This is a genomic window from Vibrio sp. YMD68 (genome assembly GCF_029958905.1).
Classification (GTDB): domain Bacteria; phylum Pseudomonadota; class Gammaproteobacteria; order Enterobacterales; family Vibrionaceae; genus Vibrio.
Genome location: NZ_CP124613.1, coordinates 596,712 through 620,463 on the forward strand (window position 1 = coordinate 596,712; position 23,752 = coordinate 620,463).

A 23,752-nucleotide genomic window follows, 5' to 3' on the forward strand; every position below is an offset into this window, starting at 1 on the left:
ATAAGTCGCTTCATGCAACAATGTGAAATACAGAAAAGAAGCATAAAATAATAGAGGGACAAGCATGTCTGAAGACATCTATGATGAGTACCCGTCTTTAACTTTGGCGAAAGAATCAGTGGATCAAAATATTGAGCCTTTAAAGCTTGGCGAACGGATTAAAGACATTCGTGGCAAGCTTGGGATTACTTTAGAAGAAGCAAGCCAAAGAACGGGTCTTGCTCGCTCAACATTAAGTAAAATTGAAAATGAGCAAATATCGCCAACGTTTCAAGCCATGCAGAAATTGGCCAGTGGATTGCAGATAGATATGCCGCAACTCTTTGAGCCGCCTAGAAAAAAAGTGGCGACAGGTCGGCGCGATATCTCGCGTTCAGGGGAAGGAAAACCACACCCAACGCCGACTTACGAGCATGAACTCCTTGCGACGCAATTATCTAATAAAAAAATGATGCCGTTTAAAAGTCGCGTTCACGCGCGTAATTTTGAAGAGTATGGCGATTGGGTCAGGCACGATGGCGAAGAGTTTCTACTGATTCTTTCTGGCGACGTTTTATTCTATTCAGAGTTCTATGAACCGGTGTCGATGAGCGAAGGCGACAGTGTGTATTATGATGCGAATATGGGCCACATGTTGATCTCGACCAGCGAAGAAGACGCACATATTTTATGGGTTACCGCGAAGTAAAGTGAAGTAAACAAGGTCATTTGAAATGATATTTATGACCCGTTTAAATTTCCTATAGTGAAAGCAACCGTTTTCCTTTTGAGATATTTTAGTAAATAGGCGGCTATTTGATTTCAATAGAATCGAATAGTCGCTTTTTCTTGGGCGGTGCAATTGTAATTAGTATGTTAAATGTCACACTTTGAGCGGTAGGAAACTGGTTAAAGCTGGAAAAGTCATCGTGCTTGTTTATTATAAGAAACAAGATTTCCCAATCGGAAAACTCACGGAAGTGGTGCTATTACGTATTGCAGCAATAGGCAGTAATAGAACGCTAAATACTAGATTGCCACATACTAGATCGCTACATACTAGTTCGTTGCATGCTAGTTCTTTTACATGCGAGTTTGCTACATGGAATAGACCACTGCAATCGAGTACTACATTCATTGCCACATTATTAGCCGCCAAATGCAATGCATCGATAAGGTATTGGTGTACTTAATCGATAGTCTGTATCTGGCCTAACGGAGAAGAAAATGTCTCAAGAATCATTGAATCAAGAACTGTTGAAGACCCCATTACACGCTTTACACGTTGAAGTAGGTGCAAAAATGGTCCCGTTCGCTGGGTACGACATGCCAGTGCAGTATCCACTTGGTGTTAAAAAAGAGCATCTTCACACTCGTGATGCAGCAGGCCTTTTTGATGTGTCACACATGGGGCAGTTGCGTCTACATGGTGAAGGTGCGGCAGCATTCTTAGAGTCATTGGTACCGGTTGACATCATTGATCTGCCAAAAGGTAACCAGCGCTACGCATTCTTCACCAATGAGCAAGGTGGCATTATGGATGACCTTATGGTGGCCAACCTAGGCGATCATCTCTTTGTTGTCGTGAATGCCGCGTGTAAAGAACAAGACATTACTCATCTTCAAGCGCATTTGCCTGACGGTGTGGAACTGGAAATTATCGACGACCGTGCGTTGTTGGCTTTACAAGGCCCGAAAGCGGTTACGGTACTCTCACAGATTCAGCCTGCGGTTGCCGATATGGTCTTTATGGATGTGAGAACTCTCATTCTTGATGGCGTTGAATGCATAATCAGCCGCAGTGGTTACACTGGCGAAGATGGGTATGAAATTTCGGTGCCTTCTGAGCACGCAGAAGCGTTAGCCCGTAAGTTAACCGAGTTTGAAGAAGTCGAATGGATCGGTTTAGGCGCTCGCGATTCATTGCGCTTAGAGTGTGGTCTTTGTTTATACGGTCATGATCTTGATGAAACAACAACGCCCGTGGAAGCCAGTCTGCTGTGGGGCATTCAAAAAGTTCGTCGTACCGACGGAGAACGTGCCGGTGGTTTCCCTGGAGCTGACATTATCTTAAGTCAGATCCAAACGAAAGAGGTGACACGCAAGCGTGTGGGTTTGATTGGTCAAACAAAAGCCCCGGTGCGCGAAGGCACGGAGCTTTTCGATGCAGAGGGTAATAAAATTGGCATTGTGACAAGCGGTACTGCTGGTCCTAATGCGGGCAAGCCGGTATCAATGGCCTATGTGAAAGCTGACCTTATGGCCGTGGGCACTGAGTTGTTTGCCGAAGTACGAGGCAAGAAGCTGCCAATGACCGTCGAGAAAATGCCGTTTGTTCCCCAACGCTATTTCCGCGGATAGCCTATACTGAATAATAAGAATTGAATAGAAACCCTCATTTCGAGGGTTTTTTTATTCTTAGCACTTTTCTTTAAACAGAGTCATTTTCTTTATCAGTAGTACTTAGGTATTCTATTCCAAAAATCCATGTTCAGTTAAGAAGGATTGCTTAGTGGACAAAAATACGATTCGAATAGGCAGCTTAGTGTTGAGCTTTGCTTTTCTAAATGGGCACGCACTCGCCTCGGGCCTCAGTACGTATATTGTGAATGGCAATAACGCCGATATATCCAATTATCCGAGTTTTGCCAGCCTCTTTTATGACAATGGATCGTCTTATGGCAACTATTGCGGGGCAACGGTCATCAACTCTCAATATGTCTTGACTGCCGCACACTGCTTTTATGGCGACCGAGATGGCATGCTGAATTTTTACGTTGCCCATGGCCTTGAAGATGAGTCAGACTATCTATTGGGTTCGGTCGAAAAAGCGCGTGTCGAGAAATATTACTTCCCAGATAATTATTCGGATTCTGAGCGAGATTTGTGGGCCAACGACATCGCCGTTTTAAAGTTAGAAACGGCGTTGAATGTGAGTGACTATTCATCACTATTAAACACGAGCACCAATGGTTCGTATTCAGGTAGCGCGGTTGCAATAGGGCATGGGCAGATTTCTACCAATGTTTCTGGGGGAAATCGGCTTCTTGAAACCACCTTAACTCAAGTCAATAGTTCAACGTGCAGTGGTGGTTTGTCCGATAGCCAAATCTGCTTTACCGGAGCATTGAACAGCGGTCTTAAAAACTCGACCTGTAAAGGGGATTCCGGCGGCCCCCTATATTGGGACAATGGTGGTGGTTATGTGCAAATTGGTATCACAAGTTTTGGCCCCGATACCTGTGGTGATCCAAACGTAAACTATACCGCTGCTTTCACTGAAGTGTATGATTATAGAAACTGGATTAATGCGGTTATCAACGGGCTGGAAGAGCCTAAGTACTACGTTCAGACGACTAACAGTGTGCGAAGTTTAATTCAAAATTATGACCCAAGTGCACTTAATACAACCGCAGGTGCATCGAGTGGCTCTAGTGGTGGTTCATTGGGTTGGTTCACTTTGCTCGTCATGCCTTTTTTGATGAGCGGTAGGCGTAAAGTTCTGCGTCACGCAGTGAGCTCAAATATCACTTAACGATTTCAAACACTATTGAGACCAAGCACTATTTATCATTCCCCAACCATATTTAGTGGCCAAGGGAAGTTTAAGGTGCCGGTGGGCATCACTACGTTAATTATTGTTAATGTTTTAACAACCCAATCTTCATTTTAGGTTTGTCATAATCGATCCGTCCTTTCGGACACCCACGCGGTTTACCCCCTAAACCGTTATGGCTCGCATTAGTCACGCGAGCCATTTTTATATCTAGCGTTAAATGAATAGGATACTCACTAACACATTAATGAGGAGATGGATAAGGAGATGCAGTGAAGATACTCATTATTGAAGATGATCTAACCACCAGAGAATTCATTGCTAAAGGGCTAAAAGAACATGGGTATTCAGTTGATGAAGCCGAAGATGGCCGTCAAGGATTGATGATGGCCCTAAGCAGTGAGTACCAATTAGTGGTACTTGATAGAATGTTGCCGTACTTAGATGGGATGAAAGTGCTGTCTGCGATTAAAGCAACACAAAAAGAGTTGCCAGTATTAATCCTAAGTGCAATGGACAGTGTTGAAGATCGCGTTGTTGGGCTTCAGGCTGGCAGTGATGATTATTTGATCAAGCCGTTTGCGCTAGCGGAGTTGATTGCCAGAGTCGATATTATTATTCACCGCACTCAAAGACAAATCCCGGTAGAAAACAGTCTTAGCTACGATTGTCTTAAGGTTGACCTTAAGGCCCACAGAGTGACCTGTAATGGTCAGGAGCTGACCTTGCAGCCGAAAGAGTTTCAACTATTGCAATATTTTGTTGAGCATAGTGAACAAGTTGTCTCCAGAATGCGCTTGTTTGAGAGTATCTGGAGTTATCACTTTGATCCTAAGACAAATGTGATAGACGTTCATATGGCGAACCTCAGGCGTAAACTTGAAGGGGCAGAATGTCACGATCTTTTGCATACGGTAAGAGGGGCGGGTTATGTCCTTCGCCGATGATTATACGTTAACGCGATCATCGATATTCAAAACGTTAGTTGGGTTATTCCTTTTTATTGCCGTCGTCAATATGGTTGTGCTCCGACAGGTGTACATAGACTCAGACGAATTTCATCGTCTGCAGCTGACCAAACAGCTCAACGATGAAATTATGGAATTTCGATTTGTCGCGGCGCAGGGGAAAGGGGAAGTAGAACGGCTCTTACAGACCAAACAGACGACGAACACGCCATTTTATTTTCATTTGCAAGAGCAAGCCGACCGAGTGTACAGCGGTAATTTTTATCCCATCGTTACTCTACCTAAAAACCACAAGACGTTTATTCCAATTGGTGAAAGCCACCAAATAGAGATTGGCGTTGACCCAGAAACGGTAGAGGCGTTTCGGCAGTCACTCATCCCCATCGTGCTTTCCGGAATCATTCTTCCCATTGCGGTGATGCTCGTTGCTGCTCTTTTTTTCACTCTGGTTATTCAAAAGCGTATCGAGGTGATCAACAAGGCGATGAATAGAGTGCTATGCGGTGAGCGAGGTGTGAAGATAGCGGTATCAGAACAAGATGATGAGTTTGATGTTATCGCTATCCATCTCAATTTTATGATTGAGCAAATGGCGCTCAATGAAGCTTCGCTTAAATCGTTGACCGTTGGTATGGCACACGACATGCGAACGCCAATGGCTCGCTTGAAATTAAGATTAGAAGATATGTTGTCTCAAGCGGATATCAGCGATGATCACCAAAACCAATTGGCGATCTGTCACGACGAACTTGAACTGATCCTTTCCTCATTCAACAGTATGTTAGAAATAGCCAAGCTGAATAGTGGTCAACTCTCCATACAAACAGAGCTTGTCGACCTAGGAAAGATTGCACAAGACGCGTTGGAATTCATTTCTCCAGTCGCGGATCAAAAGCAGCTGACTTTGTGTTTTCGCGAGGACCAACATTGCTCAATCATGGGGGATCGTTCTTTACTGTTTCGTGCTGTGTTCAATCTCATTGAGAACTCGGTGAAGTATACGCCAATCCATGGTGAGGTATCGGTGGTGATTGATCAATTTGGTGTTGTCGTCGTCGATTCTGGGATTGGGATTTCAGACGCCGATAAACTGAACGTTTGCCGACCAATGTACCGTGCGGATAAGAGCAGGAGTGAGCAAGGTAACGGGTTGGGTTTGTCATTGGTTGATGCGGTCGTGAAAAGGCATCACGCAAAATTGATATTTCGGGATAACAACCCAGGGTTACGGGCGAGAATCTATGTTGATCATTAGATGACCCAATAAAAGCCAACGTATGAATCTGGCTCTTATTGGGGGTAAGCAGTCAATATTATGCTTTTATGGGTGATTGTGGTGCAGGATCACTGGCAGGTATTAACTTCATGGCATGAGCGATCTGCTCTGCTTCGGTCCCCACGATCACTTGCAGGTTATTGCCACCGATTTTAACGACCCCAAGGGCACCAATCGCTTTGAGTGTTTTTTCGTCTGCGATTGAAACATCATTTAACGTTAATCTTAGACGCGTGATACACGAATCAATGCTACTGATGTTAGCGTGTCCTCCCAGGGCTTCTAGATACTTGGCAGCTTTGATATCAGAAGAAACTGACTCTACACTCGCCACTTCCGCATCCTCTCGGCCAGGAGTTTTAAGATCAAACTTTAAAATGGCAAACCTGAATACGCAGTAGTAAAGGGTTGCGAAGCACAATCCTTGCAGAATCAACATATACGGTTTTACGGCAAGTGGAAGGTTAAATGAGAGTACAAAGTCGATAAGCCCACCACTGAAGGTAAACCCGGCTATCCATTGCATGCTCGCTGCAACATAGAGTGATAATGCAGTTAACAGTGCGTGGATAACGAAAAGAACAGGCGCGACAAACATAAATGCGAATTCAATGGGTTCAGTGACGCCTGTTAGGATTGCCGTAAAGGCAGAAGCACCAAGAATACCGCCGACTTTATTTTTGTTTTCAGGTTTTGCACAGTGATACATGGCCAAACAGGCAGCAGGTAACCCATACCCCATAACTGGGAAGAAGCCACCTTGGTAGATACCGGTAATTCCCAGTTCTCCGGTGCCTGACCAGAACTTCGAGATATCGTTAATGCCCACAAGGTCAAAAATAAACACTTGGTTAAGTGCGTGATGAAGCCCAACAGGGATCAATAATCGGTTGAAGAAGCCATATAAGCCAGCGCCTGTCGCGCCAAGTTCGGAAATAGCGATACCGAAGTTGACTAACGATCCATAAACAACAGGCCAAATGTAAACCATAACCAGGCTAAGTGTAATGGCGGCAAGTGAGGTCACAATGGGGACAAAGCGTCGCCCACCAAAAAAGCCCAATACCGCGGGTAGCTGAATGGTGTGAAAGCGATTGTAAAGTGTGGCGGCAATGATACCCATCATAATCCCGGTGAATGCACTGACGGCAGCGCCAGAGGCGATAACCTGGGCTTTGCTCATTTGGTCTACGGGTACGCCTGTGATCTGGGAAATAACGTTGATGTTGCCGACGATCATTTCGATGATGAGTAGCCCTAGCAGCCCAGATAGCGCCGCAGCACCATTGTTGTCTTTGGCCAAGCCGTATGCAACTCCCACTGCAAATAACCAAGCTTGATTGTCCATAATGCCTTTACCGCCATAAACCAATATGGTGGCTAATGCGCTGTTGGCTCCCCAACCCGCAGGGTCAATGGCATAACCTAAACCGAGCATCAAGCCCCCGGCGGGCAGTACGGCAATAGGCACCATGAGTGCTTTACCGATCTTCTGTAAATATCCTAGTATGTTCACCTTAACATCCTCTTTATAGTGGTTAACTTGAGTAGGGTAAGTGACAAAGGATTAAGGAGGCGTTTTGTATTCATTAATTATTCTTAATGAAGCATCACTCAGGCAAAACCATTTTGCTAATTGGCTTTGAACATCCGGCAATTATGGTATTGTGCCTGCATTAAGAGCGCTTAAATTGAAGTGAAAATACCCAATGAATCATAAATATACATTGTCTGGTGTTGCCGCAATATTGCTGTGGAGTGGTTTGATTGGATTGGCCCGAACCGTCACGGAGCATTTTGGTCCTATTGGTGGCGCTGCGCTTATCTATACGATCGCATCAGCATTTTTAATACTCACAATGGGCCTTCCCAAAATTGGGCAGTTTTCCCGGCGTTACCTATTTGTCGGCTCGGTTCTGTTTGTCAGTTATGAAATCTGTTTAGCGTTAGCGTTAGGCATGGCCAACGATCGTCACCAAGCACTTGAAATGGCAGTAATCAATTATCTTTGGCCTGCTTTGACCGTATTACTTGCGGTGGTTGTCAGCAAAAAACCAACTCATCGTTTGGTTTATCCTGGGATTTTTATGGCGCTGTTTGGTGTTGTTTGGGCGGTGATTGGTGATGGGGAGTTAACGGTCGCTCAGCTGGTTTCGAATGTCGCAACCAATCCAGCAACGTACAGTATGGCGTTTGTTGGTGCGTTTATTTGGGCGATTTATTGTAATGTGACAAAACGGTTAGCCAACGGGCAAAATGCCATTGTTCTTTTCTTCATTTTGACCGCAGTGACGTTATGGGTTAAATATTTTGTGAGCGATGAGCAAGGCATGACTTTTGGTGTTGCACCTACATTATATCTGCTTCTTACGGGTGTGGTGATGGGGGGCGGTTATGCATTGTGGAACGTTGCGATCATCAAAGGCAACATGGTGTTACTCGCTTCACTGTCTTACTTTACCCCCGTTCTGGCAACATTAATTTCATCTTATATATTAAGTGTCAGTTTAACTTCAGCCTTTTGGCAAGGCGTTGCGATGGTGACGGGCGGCTCTTTGATCTGTTGGTGGTTTACGCGAGATCAATAAAGCAATTATCGGCGTTGTATTCTCATTGTCGGTAGCCGGTAGCCCTTAGCCGATAGTCGATTGTCACGAAACTCATCGACTTCGCGCTAACCGATACAGGTTTTGCCCTTTGAATTTAACTGGCGAGATTCATGGTAAGTTGAAGATCCAAGGGTAATTTAGACAAACGTTTGGTTAACGCTTTTCGAGTTTTTTCCAGTTCACTCGTTTTGATTTGTGCGCTGTTTGAATGAATATCAACGCTCACACGAAGTTCATTGCCCACTTTGGTTACTGCCGTCAGCTCAATACCTAAGTCTTGCTTCATTTCATTATCGACAGCGATGACGTCGTTATCCACGGTTGCACAAAGTTCTTTATTCGGTGCCATGGTAAGAAGCTCTTTCATCGCCCCTTTCAACATATCAACGGGCACTTTAATGAAATAAAACGACATCAGTAGCATCATCATAGGGTCGGCGTATACCGCGTAATGAGACAACTGAGTCAGTGTTATCAACCATGCAGCAACAAAGCCTAATGTCACCGCGACACTCAACAAGGTATCCATTTGCCACTGTTTCGACTCTGCTTCTATTAGCCCAGAAGAAAAGCGTTTGCTTTTGTTGGCGATATACCACCACGCATAGCCACAACCAATCACGTTAACGACACCAAACGCGGTGGCAATAGACACATCCACTTCTCGCCCTCCATTGAACATGGACACTCCTGCTGAGTAGAGTGAATAGCCGACGATGACAAGAATAGTGATGGCTTTAATGGATATAACAAGAGGCTCAATGATCGCTTTACCAAGAGGAAAAGTGCCTTCAGAAGGGGTCTGAATATAGCGAGAAGCGCCTAGTGACAATAAAGTTAACAGCAAACTAACGAGGGAATAAACACCATCAAACATGATGACTAAAGAGCCGACAAACCAACCAAGTGTTAGCCCCCCAGTAGCAAATCCAAGTGCTAAAAGGGCTGAGAAGCTAAGAACTCGTTTTTCGTTCTGGTTTGTTTGGGCGCACATACATTATTACTCGTTATAAACACCTCTTTATTCTTGGCTTAGGGTAAAATTATAGCAATGTTTAAAAACATCCTAAAAGGTCAATCAACCTGAAAGAATAGTAATATTCTTATTAATCAATTGGTTGGGATGATAATCTTGCGTCAATTATATTGTCGGTGGCTGATTTATCATCAGAAAGTGAGTGATAAATAAGAAGCTACCGCCATAAAGAGCCACTTAATACTTAAAAATCAAATAAGTAGTCACTGAGCTTGTCTGCGAGCCACACCATACCGGGGTGCTCAGTCATCCCTGCGGCGGTGAACATACAATAATCTTCTTGTGTTAGACCATAAGTGTGCTTAATCACCGCCAATTCTTGTTGGCGTAAGTGGTGGCGAATCAGAGGCTCAGGAAGCACTCCCCACGCGTTCTCTGTTAAAATCGTCGCGAGCATGAAATCAAAACTAGAGAAGCCAATGTGTCGGAGAGAAAACGGTTGAAGTTCAGGGTTGTCTTTTTCGTTCAAATAAACCATGACAGCTTGCATTGAATCTCTTAGTACATCATCTGAAACCCGGCTTAGCTTACTTAGAGCGTGATCTCGCTTACATACCGACATCATTCGTATCTTGCCAAGAGGTTGGTAGGTAATGCGAGGGTCATCTGCTCGTTCATAATCGACACCAAATGCGAAATCCACTTGTCGAGTTTCGACCAGGTTGGATAAATCACCACTTGAGGCCAAGACAATATTAATCGACGTGGCGGGGAACTGCTTATTCATGGAGTGCGCAAGATCTTGCCATAGATCATCGGGCAAAGAATCGTCACGTGCTATCCACACTTCCGCATTGAATTCACCAGAGGCTTGAACGCAGGTTTGCTTAATTCGTGAAGCCGTCACAATTAAATTTTCACAATCTTTGTAAATCGCTTTTCCAGCTTCAGAAAGGGTGACGTGGTTACCGCTGCGAATAAAGAGCTCAGTTGCCAGCTCTTTTTCGAGCGCTTTAATCGACATACTGAGTTTTGTGCGGTTGCATTCAAGTTGTCTCGCCGCTTCTGAAACAGAACCAACATCGGCGACACGACAAAAAGCTTCAATTTGAGATAAGTTCATTTGCTGTACAATCGGGATCGAGTCCATAAATCATATACAAATATTGTGAAATTGTCTGTCTAAGAGATACCTTCGTGCTTCATTTTGGTTTACTCTTGAGCCTATTGCCAAATGAAAGATGATACAGGGAGATCATGATGGCGAACGAATGGGACAAATACGCGAAAACTTGGGAAAACGAACAAGCGACTTCTGAGTTTGCCTCTCACGTATTTGAACAGTTAACTCAATTGACGAACCTTAAAGGCAAGCATGTCCTTGATTTTGGATGTGGAACAGGCCTTCTTAGTCATAAAATGTCATCCATTGCCAAAGATATCGTTGCTCTTGACTCCTCCGAAGCGATGATCGAACAACTGGATATGAAAGAGCTCGTTAATGTCGAGCCTGTCGTTGATGAGCTTACCCGAGGTCTTGTCGCGCAGCACCCTGCGTTTCGTAATCAGTTCGATGTTGTTGTCGCCTCATCGGTGTGTGGTTTTTTACCAAGCTTTTCTGAAACAGCCGATGTTATTTATTCGATTTTAGACAGTGAAGGTATCTTTGTTCACTGGGATTGGCTGACAGAACAAGATGAAGATTATGGTCTAACCCACACCAAAGTAGAGCAAGTGCTAACCAGCGTTGGGTTTGACAGTGTCACAGTTTCTAAAGCATTCGAGATAAAAACTGAGCACGGAGTACAATCTGTCGTTATGGGTGTTGGGCAGAAAAAATAGCCAATTCAATGATGAACCGGCTAAAAAGATGGCATTGTAAAGCGAAACACGTTGTTAGAAATGAACGAGCTGTGCGATGTCATCAAGACTGCTTGGGTTAGCAATGGCTTCCATATTCTTCACTTCTTTCCCATTAATTCTCTGTTTAACGGCCAGCTCCACTAACTTTCCAGACTTTGTTCTTGGCGTATCAGCAATGGCGAATATTTTCCAAGGCACATGACGAGGAGAGCATTTTTCTTTGAGTCGCTGTCTAATTTCTTCACATAACGCCTCGGTAAGCGGTGTTGAATGGGTCATTTGCACAAATAAAATGATTCGCTCATCTTCTTCGACGGTTTTGCCTACCGCGATGGAATCTTGAATGTAGTCCAGTTGATTCACTTGCTGATAGATTTCCGCTGTTCCAATCCGTACGCCTCCAGGATTAAGAGTGGCATCACTGCGGCCATAGAAGGTCATTCCTTGATGGGCACTCAGGCAAACATCATCACCGTGGTGCCAAGTATTGTCATAAACCGTCCAATAAGCATTGTGATACCCACTGCCGTTATCCTGCCAAAACCCAATCGGTTGGTTCGGGAAACTATTACAGCAAACCAGTTCGCCTCTTTGCTCAACGACCGAGTGACCATGTTGATCGAATACCGCGACATCAAGCCCGAGCCCTTTCACTTGGCATTCCCCCCTGAAAACAGGTGAAATTGGGCTTCCAAGAACAAAGCACCCGCAAATATCCGTGCCACCAGAGATGGACGCTAAATGCAGATCGGATTTTATACCGTCGTAGACAAAATCGAACTGCTCTGGGTATAGTACCGATCCAGTGGAACAAACGGTTTTTAGTGCGGTAAGGTCGTATTTTTCTCTTGGGATCAGTGAGCTTTTTTCCAGCGCCTGTAGATATTTAGCCGATGTGCCAAAGAACGACAGCTGTGCTTCTTCAGCCAGCTTCCACAAGCTGTCTTCTGAAGGGAACATTGGGCTGCCATCATAAATCACCAGAGTTGCGCCACTTGCCAGTGTTGAGACGTGCCAGTTCCACATCATCCAACCACAAGTCGTAAAATAGAACACTCTATCCAGAGGTTGTATATCGCAATGAAGCTGGTGCTCTTTTTGGTGGTTAAGCACGGTTCCACCAACCGAATGTACGATGCATTTCGGTTTGCCCGTGGTGCCGGAAGAGTACAAGATAAACAGGGGGTCATTAAATCCGACACGCTGGTAACGCAGCCCTTTAGGCAGGTAATTGGCGAGGATAGATTCCCAATCGGAATACTGCTGGGGGTAATCGTATTCGTCATTCGTGACACGAACATAGTCAATTTCACAAATGCTTTCAATACTCGGTAACGCTTGGGCAATCATCGCGTTTTTATCATGCAGTGAAAATGATTTTCCGTTGAATTGATAACCATTGCAGCAAAAAAGAATTTTCGGTTTTACCTGACCAAAACGTTCGATGACGCTGTCGCTTCCAAAATCGGGAGAAGTCGATGTCCAAATCGCGCCAAGGCTTGTTGTCGCGAGCATGGCGATGACCGCTTCTGGTATATATGGCAAGTAGCCAGCGACGATATCTCCCTTTTCCACTCCGTTTTGTTTAAGCCATTGCTGAACGATTGACACTTGATCGCACAACTCCTGCCAGGTCATTTGTGTATTTTTCCCCTGTTCATTTTTGAACCAGATAGCAATTTCGCTGGGCTTCTGGAAAGCGAAGGAAAGGAGATTTTCAGCATAATTGAGCTGAGCTTGAGGGAACCAAATGGTATCTCTACTGGGAAAGAAAGAGCCCCACTTGGCGATACCCTCTCCAAATATGCAATCACCGCGGTAGCCTATAACATCGCAATATTGCCATATTTCAAGCCAAAACTGCTTAGTCTCGGTGATGGACCACTGATGCAATGACGAATAGTCTTCAATAGCTTCACCTTGCATGTTGATATGCTGAATGAATTGATGGAGATTAGACTCTTCAATTCTTTGGGTACTTGGCACCCAAATAGGATCATGGTTTGACATATTGTTCTCAGTTTTCCACATCAGAAATTGACTCTTTAAGTGTTGGTTGCGATCGGCTATTAGTCAAATAAGGTCGATAGCAGGATTTTGAATATTATAGTAAAAAATCAAGTTGTAAATAAAATGTTACACAAATTAGGTGGTTGATTTGTGACCGACAGTTGGCATGCATTTGCTTAGGAAATAGGATAAACCTAGGAAAGCAATCAGGTATGTGTGATGACTCAGTATCAGTCGAAACAAGTGGACAGTCGGGGTTGTGTTGAATGGAGTTCAGCAGAAAACCAGATATGGGAAGCGCTTTATGCTCGTCAGCGGCCTTTGGTCGAAGACCGAGCCTGTAAGCCCTATATCGATGGGCTCGCTATGCTAAATTTGCCCACAGACAGAGTCCCTCAACTTCATGAAATTAATGATGTTTTATTCAGAGAGACTGGGTGGAGTCTTGCTCCGGTTTTCGCTCTGATTAGTTTTGACCGATTTTTCGAATTACTTGCGAATAAGAAGTTTCCGGTGGCGACGTTTCTGCGCTCACGGGAAGAGTTTGATTACCTGCAAGAGCCTGACTTTTTCCATGAAGTATTTGGTCACTGCGCCATGTTAACCAACCCTGACTTTGCCCACTTTACTCATTGCTATGGGCAACTGGGGAAAAATGCTAGCCATCAACAGCGTGTGTATTTAGCGCGCTTGTATTGGTTTACGGTTGAATTTGGTCTGGTTCGAGAGCATGGCGTTAACAAAATTTATGGGGGTGGAATACTCTCTTCTCCTGGAGAAACGTTATACGCACTAGACGATGGCACTGCGATTCGCCAGCCATTCGATGTGAGCCGAGTATTGCGAACGCCTTATCGGATTGACATTATGCAACCGATTTATTTTGTATTAAACGATCTAAAACAGCTCTACCATTTAAGTCAGCGGAACATCATCCAAGATGTCGATAATGCAATCGGCTTAGAGCTTTACCCTGCTTTATTTGAACCTAAGGAAACCTGCGATGTTAAGTAATCGGAAATCGTTAAGTAACATGAAATGTGAAGCGTGCAGCATTGATTCTATTTCACTGACGGAACAAGAACAGCAACAATTATTGGGCCAGCTGGTGGGTTGGGAGCTAAAACACGAAGAGGGCATTCCACAACTTGATAAATCTTATAAGTTTAAGAACTATAAACAGGCTTGGGCATTTGCGAATCGAATCTCTGAACTCGCGGAAACTGAGGGGCATCACCCCGCTATTCTGCTGGAGTGGGGAAAAGTGACCGTGACATGGTGGAGCCACTCTATACGCGGTTTACATAATAACGATTTTGTTTGTGCAGCAAAATGTGATGAGCTGGACTTGGATTAGTCTTTAGCAAGCTCTTTTGCACTTACAAGCTCTTTTGCAGTCAATAGAGCCCTGATCTCAGTAGAGTAAAGTGCTTGCAGTGTGTTTAACTTTTCTAACAGTGCATTGATATCATTGAGTAAGGTGCTATTCGTATTGTGGTATTGATGACTAGAAAGGGCATTGACATTTAAGTCTATTTCTTGGCAGTGAATACCCATTTGACGCCACATTTGGCGCAGTGATTTGATCTGCGGTAGGGTGTTATCCAGTAACGTTTTCTCTTCGTTAATAATGTCTACATAGTGACGTGAAGACGTGATTTGCTGCTCCATCAAAGTACGAAATTCAGTGGCGTCTGACCGCCATAACAAAATAAGTTCGGCTAGAGTGAACTCCCTATGCAGAAAAATGTGCTGCTGGTACTGCCCTAAAATACGATTAAAGCGAGTTGCCCTTTGGTTATACCATTGGTCAAGATTGTGCTGTTCAGTGAGAGCTTGGTTCCACTGATCCTCGGTGCAGTGTTGGCTTTTGACCTTTAGTGGTAAAGAGATCAGCAAAGTCGCCGTTATAATGGTTGATACCCAATGTCGTCGCATAGAATTCATACAGTGAGAGCGCCTTTAAACATTATAGGAAGTTTATTGGTCGTTGGATGGTCACGGTTTCAAGAGGCTGGCTCTAAGATGAATGATGAACACTCAATATTGAATGTAGGTTTGGTTAATTAATGAAAAAAGTAATAATGATCCTTTTGCTTGTTCTTGGCTTAGCGGGTGCTGGCGCGGGGTTTTACCTATTTTATTGGTTACCGATGCAAGAGAGCGGTGACGTGCCCCCAGTCGCAGAGGAAGCGCCTTCAGATGAGGTTGTAGAGGCATCGCCGCAGGTCATTCAAGAAGTGGTTACCGACTATTACGTGAATACCCCTACGCTGGGCGTAAGGGAACGCCCGGATCACGAAGCGTTTATTGAGCGTCTTTTATATCGTGGCGCTTTCGTTAAAATCTTAGAACAGCGTGATGGGTGGGGACGTATCTCGGTTTACTACGTCTATGAAGACGGTGGTGAAGAAATCGCAGAGTGGATCCCAATGGAAGGGTTAGTGGAAGAGGCGCCTGTGATTACCAAAGAGGAAAGGCAAGAGACATTAACCGCCTACATAGACAGTTCTGATGACTTTAATACCCATGAGGTGATGTTTTTAACCACAACGGACGCACTGTTAAAAGATGAAACCTGTACGCCCGGCGATTTTGAAGAGCTTGGTGGTTGGGTTCGGTCAATTCGATACAGTGAGCGAGACGTTTACTTTGTGTATTGTGGTGGGATGAAACAAGCTGACAAGATCTATTTGGATGTAAACAGCGGTGAAACCTTCTATAAATAACGTCTTAGACGGCTAACTTAATGGGGGGTACTCAGTCTTGTACTCCTGTCGAGTTATACTCACACAGCGTTATACTTAATCTTAATCTGGTACCTAAACATAGCCTGATACTTAAAAAGCACCATTGAATCGTTCAATAGTGCTTTTTATGTTTCAGGACCAGTGGTCGGAAAGTTTTGATAGAAAACCGTCAATAAAACAGCGGAGGATAGGAAAACTTAAGCTTAAACTTAAGCCGTCGTTTTCGTGTTTTCCGCTACTTTTTCTTCCGGTTCTGTAGAGCTATCAACAAATATCTCAGCGACGGCACTTCGCTCTAGCTCACCTTTGAGATTTCCATCTTCATCGACAACAGGGAGTGAATAATCACAGCCCATAGTCTCAGGAAGAACCGTTTCAATGGCGGCACCAGGGGAAACGGAAGGAACTTCCTCGTAGATGTCATCACTAAATTCACTGACAGAAGCATCATCTGAAGCTTCTTGCAAACCTTCTTGAGTCAGCACGCCTTGATACCCATCTTCTGTGACGTGGTATGCATAGTCATGTTTACTCTTTTTCATCAGCGATAGTGCTTCTTCAATGGTTTCAGCGGTAATACGGTACGCTGGTGGTTGCATAACCGTTTCCACTGTCAGTGCTCGAGCGCGGTTGACATCTTTAACAAATGCTTCAACGTATTCATCAGCAGGGTAAAGTAAAATTTCGTCTGGCGTACCTTGTTGAACCAGTTCGCCATCTTTCAAAATGGCAATACGGTCACCCAGTCTTAAAGCTTCATCAAGATCGTGAGTAATGAAAATGATGGTCTTGTGCAGTTTTTGCTGCAGCTCGATCAGTTGATCTTGCATTTCACTGCGTATTAGCGGGTCTAATGCCGAAAACGCTTCGTCCATCAATAGGATTTCCGCATCGGTCGAGAGTGCTCTAGCCAGGCCCACGCGCTGTTGTTGACCGCCAGAAAGCTGAGACGGATACTGCTCGTTGTACCCTTTCAAGCCAACGGTTTCTATCCACTCATTCGCTTTCTCTAAACGTTGCTGTTTAGGCACGCCTTGGATCTCAAGCCCATAAGCGACATTATCAATGACTTTACGATGTGGCATTAAACCAAAGCGTTGGAAGACCATCGACATCTTTTGGCGGCGAAACTGTTCAAGTTCTTTCTGACGCAGCGTCATGACATCCGTACCTTCGACATCGATTTGACCAAGGGTTGGGTCGATCAATCGGTTAAAGTGACGGATAAGAGTGGATTTACCGGAACCCGATAGGCCCATAATGACGAATATTTCGCCTTTGTTAATGCTGAGATTGATGTCTTTTAAACCTACGGTATGTCCTGTCTCTTCGAGTATTTGATCTTTACTCATGCCCGCTTTAACACGTTCAACAACACTTTGAGGTTTCGGTCCAAAAATTTTGTATAAGCCACGGATTTCAATGAGTGGTTTAGTCATGTTTTAGATCTCCAAGGTGTGCTTGTGTACGTTTGGCATACGCTTGAGAAGCTCGGTCAAATAGAATAGCAAGAGCCACAATGGCAAAACCGTTGAGAAGCCCGAGGGTAAAATATTGATTGGTAATGGACTTAAGAACAGGTTGGCCTAGTCCTTTTACACCTATCATTGATGCGATAACGACCATGGAAAGTGCCATCATGATGGTTTGGTTGATGCCGGCCATGATGGTTGGCATCGCCAGCGGAAGCTGCACACCAAATAAGCGTTGTTTGCTGCTTGCTCCAAATGCTGTCGCAGCTTCCAGTACTTCTTTATCGACCAGTCGAATACCCAAATTGGTTAATCGAATCACCGGTGGGATAGCGTAGATAACAACCGCAATTAATCCAGGGATTTTACCAATGCCTAAAAGCATCACTACAGGAATAAGGTAGACGAACGCTGGCATGGTCTGCATAACATCGAGCATGGGGGTAACAACCGATTGAACGCGATTGGAACGCGCCATTGCTATCCCTATAGGAATGCCTAAACAGATCGCGAGCAGGGTACAAACGGTAATGATACTGAGCGTTCGCATTGTATCTTCCCACATACCAAAGTAGCCAATCAGTATGAAAGAGATAAGCCCACCAAGTGCCAATTTCCACGAGCGACTAGCGGCATACACTAGCCCTGTCGTGAGCACTAAAACAATAAACCAAGGGGTGGATAATAGGAGCTTTTCAAACCAGACGAGAAAAGTAAGCAGTGGGTCAAAAAATGATTCAATCATGTCGCCGTATTCACGAGAAAAATCGCGATAGGCGCCATCTAATGTTTTGCGGATGAGTCGTAGATCTGAACGGTCCATTTCTGGGAAACTGTTCAGCCAATTACTGTCAGCCATTGTTTTTTCCTTTTAATTCCGAGGCAAACTCATGAGTTTGCCTCGGTTTTCAACTTAACACGACGTGTCCTACGTCGTTACAACAAGTCGTACGCTTTTTACGTTGCAGTACTTGTTAACGTGTGAACATCTAACTTTTATATTGGAGCCAAGACATCACTTAAAAACTATGCCTCATAAACTATGTCTCATAAACTAAGGTCTCATAAACTACGCCTTAAAAACGGTCGTTTCAGATTTACAGTTTCAAACATAGGGCCCCAAAAATACTAGAGCGCGTTTTCTACTTTCTTCGCAATTTCGGCAGAAACCCATGGGTGCCAGATTTCAGGTGATTCGGAAAGGAAGTGATACATGCCTTCTTCCCCGTCAGCCTGGTTGTCTTCCATCCATGCTAACAACTCATTCATTTTTTCGTTGGTAAAACCACGATTACCTAAATACGCGTATGCTTCCGGTGCTTTTGACGCGAAGGCTTCGGTTGTCATTGTGTGTACTGGAGAAGGTGGGTACATGGTAGGCTTGGGTGATTCACACTCTTCTTTAGTCGTACAACCGACGAACTCTTCCAGGTCAACGCCGCTACCAAAATCAACTTTTACCATGTTGTATTTGCCGAGTACTGCAGTCGGTGCCCAGTAGTAACCAAACCAAGCTTCTTCACGCGCATACGCTTTTGCAATCGCACCAGAAAGGCCAGCACTTGAACCTGGGTCTACAATTTCAAAGCCCGCGTCTTCAAGTTTCAATGCTTTAAATAAATTACCCGCACTGATTTGACAGTTCCAACCAGCTGGGCAGCTGTAGAACGCAGACACATCTTTACTTTCTGGGTGCTCGAACATTTTCGCGTGCTTGATAACACCTTCAATAGTGGCCATTTCTGGGTGTTTATCGACTAAATATTGCGGTACCCAAAAGCCTTCTTCACCACCGTTCACTAAAGATTTTCCAGCGTAGCGTAAACGTTTTTCTGCCACACCTTTGTCTAAAGCTTCTTTCATCGCATTACTCCAAAACTCAGGAGCAATATCAGGCTGGCCTTTTTCAATCATGGACGTACCGGTTGGCATTGTATCGCCAGGGATGAGCTCGGCATCACAGTCATAACCATGTTCTAGAATGAATTTATCAATGTTTGCAATAAGGCTTGCGGAAGACCAGTTCATGTCAGCGATAGTGACTGAACCGCATTCGTTGGCGTTTGCAGCCGTTGACGTTGTAGCCAATAACAACAGCGCTGCCAGTTTCATATTCATAGAGGTTCCTTTCTCATTTTTGGGGTTGTCGAAATGAGACAACCGTGGGTTCTCAAATGACGAATCACATAACGTGATGTTATAAATTTAACATATTTTCAAACGAATTTGGGGAAACCCGCCATATTAATCTCAAAGCATCCAAGTCTAGCGGCGGTAATTATTTATATTTTATGAAAAAATATCGACTTTATATTTCAATATTATTCGGATTTTTGGCGTGTAATTTGGTGGCTATCTAGGACATAAATAGGGGTGTATAAAAAGGGGGAATAGGCCTTGTTATTCTCAGATCTCGATTGACTCGCAAAATAGAACAAGTAACAAATTATTACATATATGAATGTGTGTAGTAATATTACGAGTTTTTGGCCATTTTTTTCGATTGGACTCTCACGTTTTTTTGATTAATTTGTTTTAAAATCAGTGCCTTGCTGTCAAATTAATAACACTATTATTAATAGGTGATATTTTATCGTATTACGCCAGATTTGCGCGGTTGAATAGGGGGGCGTTTCTGGTTACGTTGCTTGAAATTACTCACTAGGATCCACTTATGAATAAAACATTATTGTTGAGCACGTTAGCGACTTCATTAGCACTTTCTCCCATGACAAATGCTACTGATATTTCCGACAAGAACCAGTTAACTATTATTCCCAATCACAACGCGTCACTGATTCGAAATTTTAATCCATTTTCTGTTTCTCGTATGCATACAGCAAGAGATTTTATTTTTGAGCCTTTGGTGGTTTTCAACGAATTGAAAGGAAATATCCCTGAATTCAGGTTAGCGACGGGATATGCATTAAGTAGCGATCTACTTAGTGTCACGTTTGATTTGCGAAAAGGTGTGCTTTGGTCTGATGGTGAAGCGTTCAATGCGGATGATGTCATCTACACCTTTGAGTTGATCAGACAGCATCCGGCATTTGATGACCGTGGAGTCAGCAGCAATATTAAGTCAATCGAGAAGGTTAACGATCACCAGGTTCGATTCTTTTTAAATGAAGTGAACACCAATATTCCATATGAACTCGTGCAAGTTCCGGTCGTTCCTGAGCATCAATGGTCTAAAGAGAAAGATCCTCTGACATTCCTCAATCCATATCCTGTTGGAACAGGCCCGTTTACCGAGTTCCCTCAATTCACTTCAACGCTGTTTCTTCAATGTGAAAACCCGAACTACTGGGATAGCGAAAACTTGGATGTGGACTGCTTGAGAATCCCTCAGATGAACCACAATGACCAAGTTTTAGGGGAGTTAATGAACTCCAGAATCGATTGGGCTGGGTCATTCGTGCCAGATATCGACCAAACCTTTTTGAAAGCGTCGACCGATCATGGCTACTGGTACCCACCAGCGGGGACACAAGCTTTCATGTTTAACTACAAATCGAAAGATCCGGTCAAGCATGAAGTGATGAATGATGTAAACTTTCGTCGTGCCTTCTCAATGTCTCTGAACCGACAGGTCCTGATTGATGTTGCTAACTACGGAAATGGTGTCGTGAATGATTTCGCTTCTGGTTTAGGTTATGCGTTTGAGGCGTGGTCAGATGAAAAAACCCACAAACAGTATCAACCATTTATGACCTATTCTCCTGAAAGTGCTCGCAAGCTGTTGAAAGACTCTGGTTATACTGATCGAGACGGCGACGGCTATGTAGAGAGCCCTTCCGGTGCTTCTTTTGAGTTGGAAATACAGTCACCGCAGGGATGGACAGATTTCAATAATACGGTGATGTTGTCGGTTGAACAGTTGATGGAAGTTGGGATTAAGGTCAAAGCGCGATCTCCGGATTTCTCACTTTATAATCAGGCGATGGCTAATGCAGAATACGATGTGGCTTATACCAACTACTTCCATGGCGCTACACCGCACCGATACTGGGACAGTGCTTATCACTCTAGGTTGCAAGCGTCGACTGGAATGCCTAGATTTGCAATGCACCATTGGAAAAGTGAGCAGCTAGATGAGCTACTCGATGGTTTTTACCAAACAGCCGATAGCGTTGAACAAAAAGAGATCGCTCATCAAATTCAAGCGTTGATTGCAAAAAATCAGATCACTGTGCCTGTCTTGTCTGGGCCAAATTTCTACCAATACAATACCAAACGATTTACTGGCTGGTGGAATGCAGACAATCCGAAAGGTCGCCCAATGGTATGGGAAGGTACACCGGAAAGATTGCTTCATGTTCTCGATTTGAAGCCGAGAAGCTAGTCATTTTAGCTGATGCTCTGGTTTGAGTGAGATAGAAAACAAAAAGCCCGCCTAGACGATTAGGCGGGCTTTTTAGTATAGAAAGGGCCAGTTAGCTGTTGGCTCTTTTTACACGAATCTTGCTTTTAGCAACGTCAGCTAGATTAAGGCCAGTAATGGCGGCCTTAGCTTCTGCTTCATTTGGCATTTCAACAAAAGCGAACCCTTTAGACTGGCCAGTTTCCTGATCTAATACAAGAGTGCATTCACCTACTTCACCATGAGCAGAAAATAATACTCGAACTTCATGTTCTGTTGTTGTGCGAGCGAGGTTGCGGACTAAAAGTTTCATAATAAACCGTTTGGTATTGAAAGAACGGGCTCGATTGTCGCAGGTTCATTGTGACAAACCAAGGTAATTCTCATTTGGTTTGGTGTTCGAGGTTTTTGAATCATTCACCAAGCCAACGCAAACAACGAAACCAGCAAATAAGAAAGCATTGGCACCTCTGCGAGTATTGTGCGCTTCCGCAAGTATTTTGCACCGCCAATCTAGAAGACGGTGCGAAATTGCGCCCCACTGGTTAAATCACGATGCGGTCACTCTATGAGTTAACTGCCTTAGGAATCTAACTGTCTTGGGCTTGCGGTTTCAAAGCAAGTGCTTGGTCAATATCCGCCGCACTATGGCGTTCTGCAACGGCTTCCCAAGGCTCACCCCATGTTCGGTTAACGATACGTCCACGTTGAACGGCGGGTCTTTGCTCAATATACGTTGCCCAGCGTTGAAGGTTTTTGTAGCTTGATACATCAAGGAACTCAGCCGCATCGTAGATATTGCCAAGAACAAGATTACCGTACCAAGGCCAGATTGCGATGTCGGCGATGCTGTACTCTTCCCCTGCAATGTAAGAATGATCAGCTAATTGCTTGTCCAATAAGTCGAGCTGGCGTTTTATTTCCATGGTGAATCGATTAATCGGATACTCAAACTTTTCAGGTGCATACGCATAAAAGTGACCAAAACCGCCACCTAGGTATGGCGCAGACCCTTGTAGCCAGAATAACCAGTTCAATACATTGGTGCGAGAGGTGACATCCTTCGGAATAAAGTGTTCAAATTTTTCTGCTAAGTAAAGAAGGATTGAACCGGATTCAAAAACATTGACTGGGGATGCTTGCGAGCGATCAACCAATGCTGGGATTTTCGAGTTTGGGTTGACTTCCACAAAGCCACTTGAGAATTGGTTCCCATCACCGATGGAGATCAAGTGGGCGTCATACTCAGCTTCAGTGCGTCCAAGCGCTAATAACTCCTCAAGTAAAATAGTGACCTTCTGACCGTTAGGTGTCCCCATAGAATACAACTGATAGGGGTGCTGACCGACAGGCAGATCTTTATCATGAGTCGCTCCGGATACGGGTCTGTTGATGCTAGCCCAAGTACCGCCGCCTTTCGTATCTTCTTGCCAAACCTTTGGTGGAGTATATTCTTTAGTCATTAATTTATCCTGTCTGTGAGTAACTCACTACAATGTAGGTCATGATCGTCTTTTGTATTCAACATTTGATCACGAAATTCATTGTTGCACACTTTTGTTATCAATTTGTGCAAAATTAGGCGTGTCTTAATTGAGCTGGCGTATCTTTATTGGGAAGTAATAGACGCAAAAAAGCCCATGGATTGCTTGAGGTGAACCCCTGGAATTGTGCTGGGTCGCCAGAGTTTGAGACTAGAATCGCAGAGAGCGCACAATGTCTATGCACCCCCCATAACTGTTAGGGGCGATCAGGTCGAGGGTATTATTCATACAATTTGGCAGTGTACACTCTCCAACAAAAGCCGAAATGAAGGCTTTACAAATAAAATCATATGCTTATATGTGGTGAGCTACATCAGCAGATACGCTCCAAGGAGATGCCAGACCTGAGTATCTATCATTGTGTCGTTTTACTTTCTCAATTAAAC

Annotated in this window: 21 protein-coding genes; 11 read left to right on the top strand and 10 right to left on the bottom strand. The window is 44.2% G+C overall.

All coding sequences use genetic code 11. The annotated features are described in order from the left end of the window. Nucleotides 1-64: 64 nt before the first annotated feature. From QF117_RS02715 to QF117_RS02735, 5 genes are all read left to right on the top strand, one after another. Nucleotides 65-688, top strand: a complete 624-nt coding sequence (locus tag QF117_RS02715) for an XRE family transcriptional regulator (RefSeq protein WP_017035900.1) — start codon at nucleotides 65-67, stop codon at nucleotides 686-688. Between the two features lie 518 nt (nucleotides 689-1,206). After that, nucleotides 1,207-2,340 carry a glycine cleavage system aminomethyltransferase GcvT gene (gene gcvT, locus QF117_RS02720; protein WP_282386025.1) on the top strand — a complete coding sequence of 378 codons (1,134 nt, stop codon included), beginning with the start codon at nucleotides 1,207-1,209 and terminating at the stop codon, nucleotides 2,338-2,340. A gap of 151 nt (nucleotides 2,341-2,491) precedes the next feature. Continuing rightward, the gene (locus QF117_RS02725) at nucleotides 2,492-3,514 is read left to right on the top strand and encodes a trypsin-like serine protease (protein WP_282386027.1); all 1,023 of its coding nucleotides are present in this window, start codon (nucleotides 2,492-2,494) and stop codon (nucleotides 3,512-3,514) included. Between the two features lie 293 nt (nucleotides 3,515-3,807). Beyond that, nucleotides 3,808-4,482 (top strand): response regulator transcription factor, encoded by a 675-nt coding sequence (locus tag QF117_RS02730; RefSeq protein WP_282386028.1) that lies wholly within the window; start codon nucleotides 3,808-3,810, stop codon nucleotides 4,480-4,482. Next, nucleotides 4,466-5,758 carry a HAMP domain-containing sensor histidine kinase gene (locus tag QF117_RS02735; RefSeq protein WP_282386029.1) on the top strand — a complete coding sequence of 431 codons (1,293 nt, stop codon included), beginning with the start codon at nucleotides 4,466-4,468 and terminating at the stop codon, nucleotides 5,756-5,758. The genes QF117_RS02730 and QF117_RS02735 overlap by 17 nt, the downstream gene beginning before the upstream one ends. A gap of 58 nt (nucleotides 5,759-5,816) precedes the next feature. On the opposite strand, the gene nagE is transcribed toward QF117_RS02735, so the two are convergent. Further along, nucleotides 5,817-7,295, bottom strand: a complete 1,479-nt coding sequence (gene nagE, locus QF117_RS02740; RefSeq protein ID WP_282386030.1) for an N-acetylglucosamine-specific PTS transporter subunit IIBC — start codon at nucleotides 7,293-7,295, stop codon at nucleotides 5,817-5,819. A 193-nt stretch (nucleotides 7,296-7,488) separates the two neighbouring features. Between nagE and yddG the strand changes: the two genes are divergently transcribed. Continuing rightward, complete coding sequence (gene yddG, locus QF117_RS02745; RefSeq protein WP_282386031.1) at nucleotides 7,489-8,367, top strand: aromatic amino acid DMT transporter YddG; 879 nt, start codon at nucleotides 7,489-7,491, stop codon at nucleotides 8,365-8,367. A 115-nt stretch (nucleotides 8,368-8,482) separates the two neighbouring features. Here the strand turns inward: yddG and QF117_RS02750 are convergent, their stop codons facing one another. Next, nucleotides 8,483-9,382, bottom strand: coding sequence for a cation diffusion facilitator family transporter (locus QF117_RS02750; RefSeq protein WP_282386032.1), 900 nt, complete (start codon nucleotides 9,380-9,382; stop codon nucleotides 8,483-8,485). Between the two features lie 226 nt (nucleotides 9,383-9,608). Then, a complete protein-coding gene (locus tag QF117_RS02755; protein ID WP_282386033.1) occupies nucleotides 9,609-10,487 on the bottom strand; it encodes a LysR family transcriptional regulator in 879 nt (292 codons plus the stop codon). Nucleotides 10,488-10,624: 137 nt separating this feature from the next. Between QF117_RS02755 and QF117_RS02760 the strand changes: the two genes are divergently transcribed. Next, complete coding sequence (locus QF117_RS02760) at nucleotides 10,625-11,206, top strand: methyltransferase domain-containing protein (RefSeq protein ID WP_282386131.1); 582 nt, start codon at nucleotides 10,625-10,627, stop codon at nucleotides 11,204-11,206. A 54-nt stretch (nucleotides 11,207-11,260) separates the two neighbouring features. On the opposite strand, the gene QF117_RS02765 is transcribed toward QF117_RS02760, so the two are convergent. Next, entirely contained in the window at nucleotides 11,261-13,258 is a 1,998-nt protein-coding gene (locus tag QF117_RS02765) for an acetoacetate--CoA ligase (RefSeq protein ID WP_282386034.1), read from the bottom strand. Nucleotides 13,259-13,456: 198 nt separating this feature from the next. Between QF117_RS02765 and phhA the strand changes: the two genes are divergently transcribed. Both phhA and QF117_RS02775 read left to right on the top strand, forming a co-directional pair. Beyond that, nucleotides 13,457-14,251, top strand: a complete 795-nt coding sequence (phhA, locus tag QF117_RS02770; protein ID WP_282386035.1) for a phenylalanine 4-monooxygenase — start codon at nucleotides 13,457-13,459, stop codon at nucleotides 14,249-14,251. Continuing rightward, nucleotides 14,241-14,594, top strand: coding sequence for a 4a-hydroxytetrahydrobiopterin dehydratase (locus QF117_RS02775; RefSeq protein ID WP_282386036.1), 354 nt, complete (start codon nucleotides 14,241-14,243; stop codon nucleotides 14,592-14,594). The genes phhA and QF117_RS02775 overlap by 11 nt, the downstream gene beginning before the upstream one ends. Here QF117_RS02775 and QF117_RS02780 read toward each other — a convergent pair. Then, nucleotides 14,591-15,184, bottom strand: coding sequence for a hypothetical protein (locus tag QF117_RS02780; RefSeq protein WP_282386037.1), 594 nt, complete (start codon nucleotides 15,182-15,184; stop codon nucleotides 14,591-14,593). The genes QF117_RS02775 and QF117_RS02780 overlap by 4 nt on opposite strands. Nucleotides 15,185-15,306: 122 nt before the next feature. Here QF117_RS02780 and QF117_RS02785 point away from each other — a divergent pair, with 122 nt between their 5' ends. After that, a complete protein-coding gene (locus QF117_RS02785; RefSeq protein ID WP_282386039.1) occupies nucleotides 15,307-15,966 on the top strand; it encodes a hypothetical protein in 660 nt (219 codons plus the stop codon). Between the two features lie 230 nt (nucleotides 15,967-16,196). On the opposite strand, the gene QF117_RS02790 is transcribed toward QF117_RS02785, so the two are convergent. The 3 genes from QF117_RS02790 to QF117_RS02800 all read right to left on the bottom strand — a co-directional run bounded on the left by QF117_RS02790 (nucleotide 16,197) and on the right by QF117_RS02800 (nucleotide 19,577). Next, entirely contained in the window at nucleotides 16,197-17,426 is a 1,230-nt protein-coding gene (locus tag QF117_RS02790) for a glycine betaine/L-proline ABC transporter ATP-binding protein (RefSeq protein ID WP_282386040.1), read from the bottom strand. Beyond that, nucleotides 17,419-18,318, bottom strand: a complete 900-nt coding sequence (locus tag QF117_RS02795; RefSeq protein ID WP_017035884.1) for a proline/glycine betaine ABC transporter permease — start codon at nucleotides 18,316-18,318, stop codon at nucleotides 17,419-17,421. Before QF117_RS02795 ends, QF117_RS02790 begins: the two co-directional genes overlap by 8 nt. Before the next feature lie 269 nt (nucleotides 18,319-18,587). After that, entirely contained in the window at nucleotides 18,588-19,577 is a 990-nt protein-coding gene (locus QF117_RS02800) for an ABC transporter substrate-binding protein (protein WP_017035883.1), read from the bottom strand. Between the two features lie 610 nt (nucleotides 19,578-20,187). Here QF117_RS02800 and QF117_RS02805 point away from each other — a divergent pair. Next, nucleotides 20,188-21,804 (top strand): ABC transporter substrate-binding protein, encoded by a 1,617-nt coding sequence (locus tag QF117_RS02805; protein ID WP_282386133.1) that lies wholly within the window; start codon nucleotides 20,188-20,190, stop codon nucleotides 21,802-21,804. 91 nt (nucleotides 21,805-21,895) lie between these two features. On the opposite strand, the gene QF117_RS02810 is transcribed toward QF117_RS02805, so the two are convergent. Further along, complete coding sequence (locus QF117_RS02810) at nucleotides 21,896-22,135, bottom strand: RNA-binding protein (protein WP_282386046.1); 240 nt, start codon at nucleotides 22,133-22,135, stop codon at nucleotides 21,896-21,898. A gap of 277 nt (nucleotides 22,136-22,412) precedes the next feature. Then, on the bottom strand, nucleotides 22,413-23,285 hold the full coding sequence (gene yghU, locus QF117_RS02815) for a glutathione-dependent disulfide-bond oxidoreductase (protein WP_282386047.1): 873 nt from the start codon (nucleotides 23,283-23,285) through the stop codon (nucleotides 22,413-22,415). Between the last annotated feature and the right edge of the window lie 467 nt (nucleotides 23,286-23,752).

What these genes read in the sequence shown, in the direction of transcription:
- QF117_RS02715 (WP_017035900.1), top strand. Translation starts at nt 65, where the DNA reads ATGTCTGAAGACATCTATGATGAGTACCCGTCTTTAACTTTGGCGAAA.
- gcvT (WP_282386025.1), top strand. Translation starts at nt 1,207, where the DNA reads ATGTCTCAAGAATCATTGAATCAAGAACTGTTGAAGACCCCATTACAC.
- QF117_RS02735 (WP_282386029.1), top strand. Translation starts at nt 4,466, where the DNA reads ATGTCCTTCGCCGATGATTATACGTTAACGCGATCATCGATATTCAAA.
- yddG (WP_282386031.1), top strand. Translation starts at nt 7,489, where the DNA reads ATGAATCATAAATATACATTGTCTGGTGTTGCCGCAATATTGCTGTGG.
- QF117_RS02750 (WP_282386032.1), bottom strand. Translation starts at nt 9,382, where the DNA reads ATGTGCGCCCAAACAAACCAGAACGAAAAACGAGTTCTTAGCTTCTCA.
- QF117_RS02755 (WP_282386033.1), bottom strand. Translation starts at nt 10,487, where the DNA reads ATGAACTTATCTCAAATTGAAGCTTTTTGTCGTGTCGCCGATGTTGGT.
- QF117_RS02760 (WP_282386131.1), top strand. Translation starts at nt 10,625, where the DNA reads ATGGCGAACGAATGGGACAAATACGCGAAAACTTGGGAAAACGAACAA.
- QF117_RS02765 (WP_282386034.1), bottom strand. Translation starts at nt 13,258, where the DNA reads ATGTGGAAAACTGAGAACAATATGTCAAACCATGATCCTATTTGGGTG.
- phhA (WP_282386035.1), top strand. Translation starts at nt 13,457, where the DNA reads ATGACTCAGTATCAGTCGAAACAAGTGGACAGTCGGGGTTGTGTTGAA.
- QF117_RS02775 (WP_282386036.1), top strand. Translation starts at nt 14,241, where the DNA reads ATGTTAAGTAATCGGAAATCGTTAAGTAACATGAAATGTGAAGCGTGC.
- QF117_RS02780 (WP_282386037.1), bottom strand. Translation starts at nt 15,184, where the DNA reads ATGAATTCTATGCGACGACATTGGGTATCAACCATTATAACGGCGACT.
- QF117_RS02785 (WP_282386039.1), top strand. Translation starts at nt 15,307, where the DNA reads ATGAAAAAAGTAATAATGATCCTTTTGCTTGTTCTTGGCTTAGCGGGT.
- QF117_RS02790 (WP_282386040.1), bottom strand. Translation starts at nt 17,426, where the DNA reads ATGACTAAACCACTCATTGAAATCCGTGGCTTATACAAAATTTTTGGA.
- QF117_RS02795 (WP_017035884.1), bottom strand. Translation starts at nt 18,318, where the DNA reads ATGGCTGACAGTAATTGGCTGAACAGTTTCCCAGAAATGGACCGTTCA.
- QF117_RS02800 (WP_017035883.1), bottom strand. Translation starts at nt 19,577, where the DNA reads ATGAATATGAAACTGGCAGCGCTGTTGTTATTGGCTACAACGTCAACG.
- QF117_RS02805 (WP_282386133.1), top strand. Translation starts at nt 20,188, where the DNA reads ATGACAAATGCTACTGATATTTCCGACAAGAACCAGTTAACTATTATT.
- QF117_RS02810 (WP_282386046.1), bottom strand. Translation starts at nt 22,135, where the DNA reads ATGAAACTTTTAGTCCGCAACCTCGCTCGCACAACAACAGAACATGAA.
- yghU (WP_282386047.1), bottom strand. Translation starts at nt 23,285, where the DNA reads ATGACTAAAGAATATACTCCACCAAAGGTTTGGCAAGAAGATACGAAA.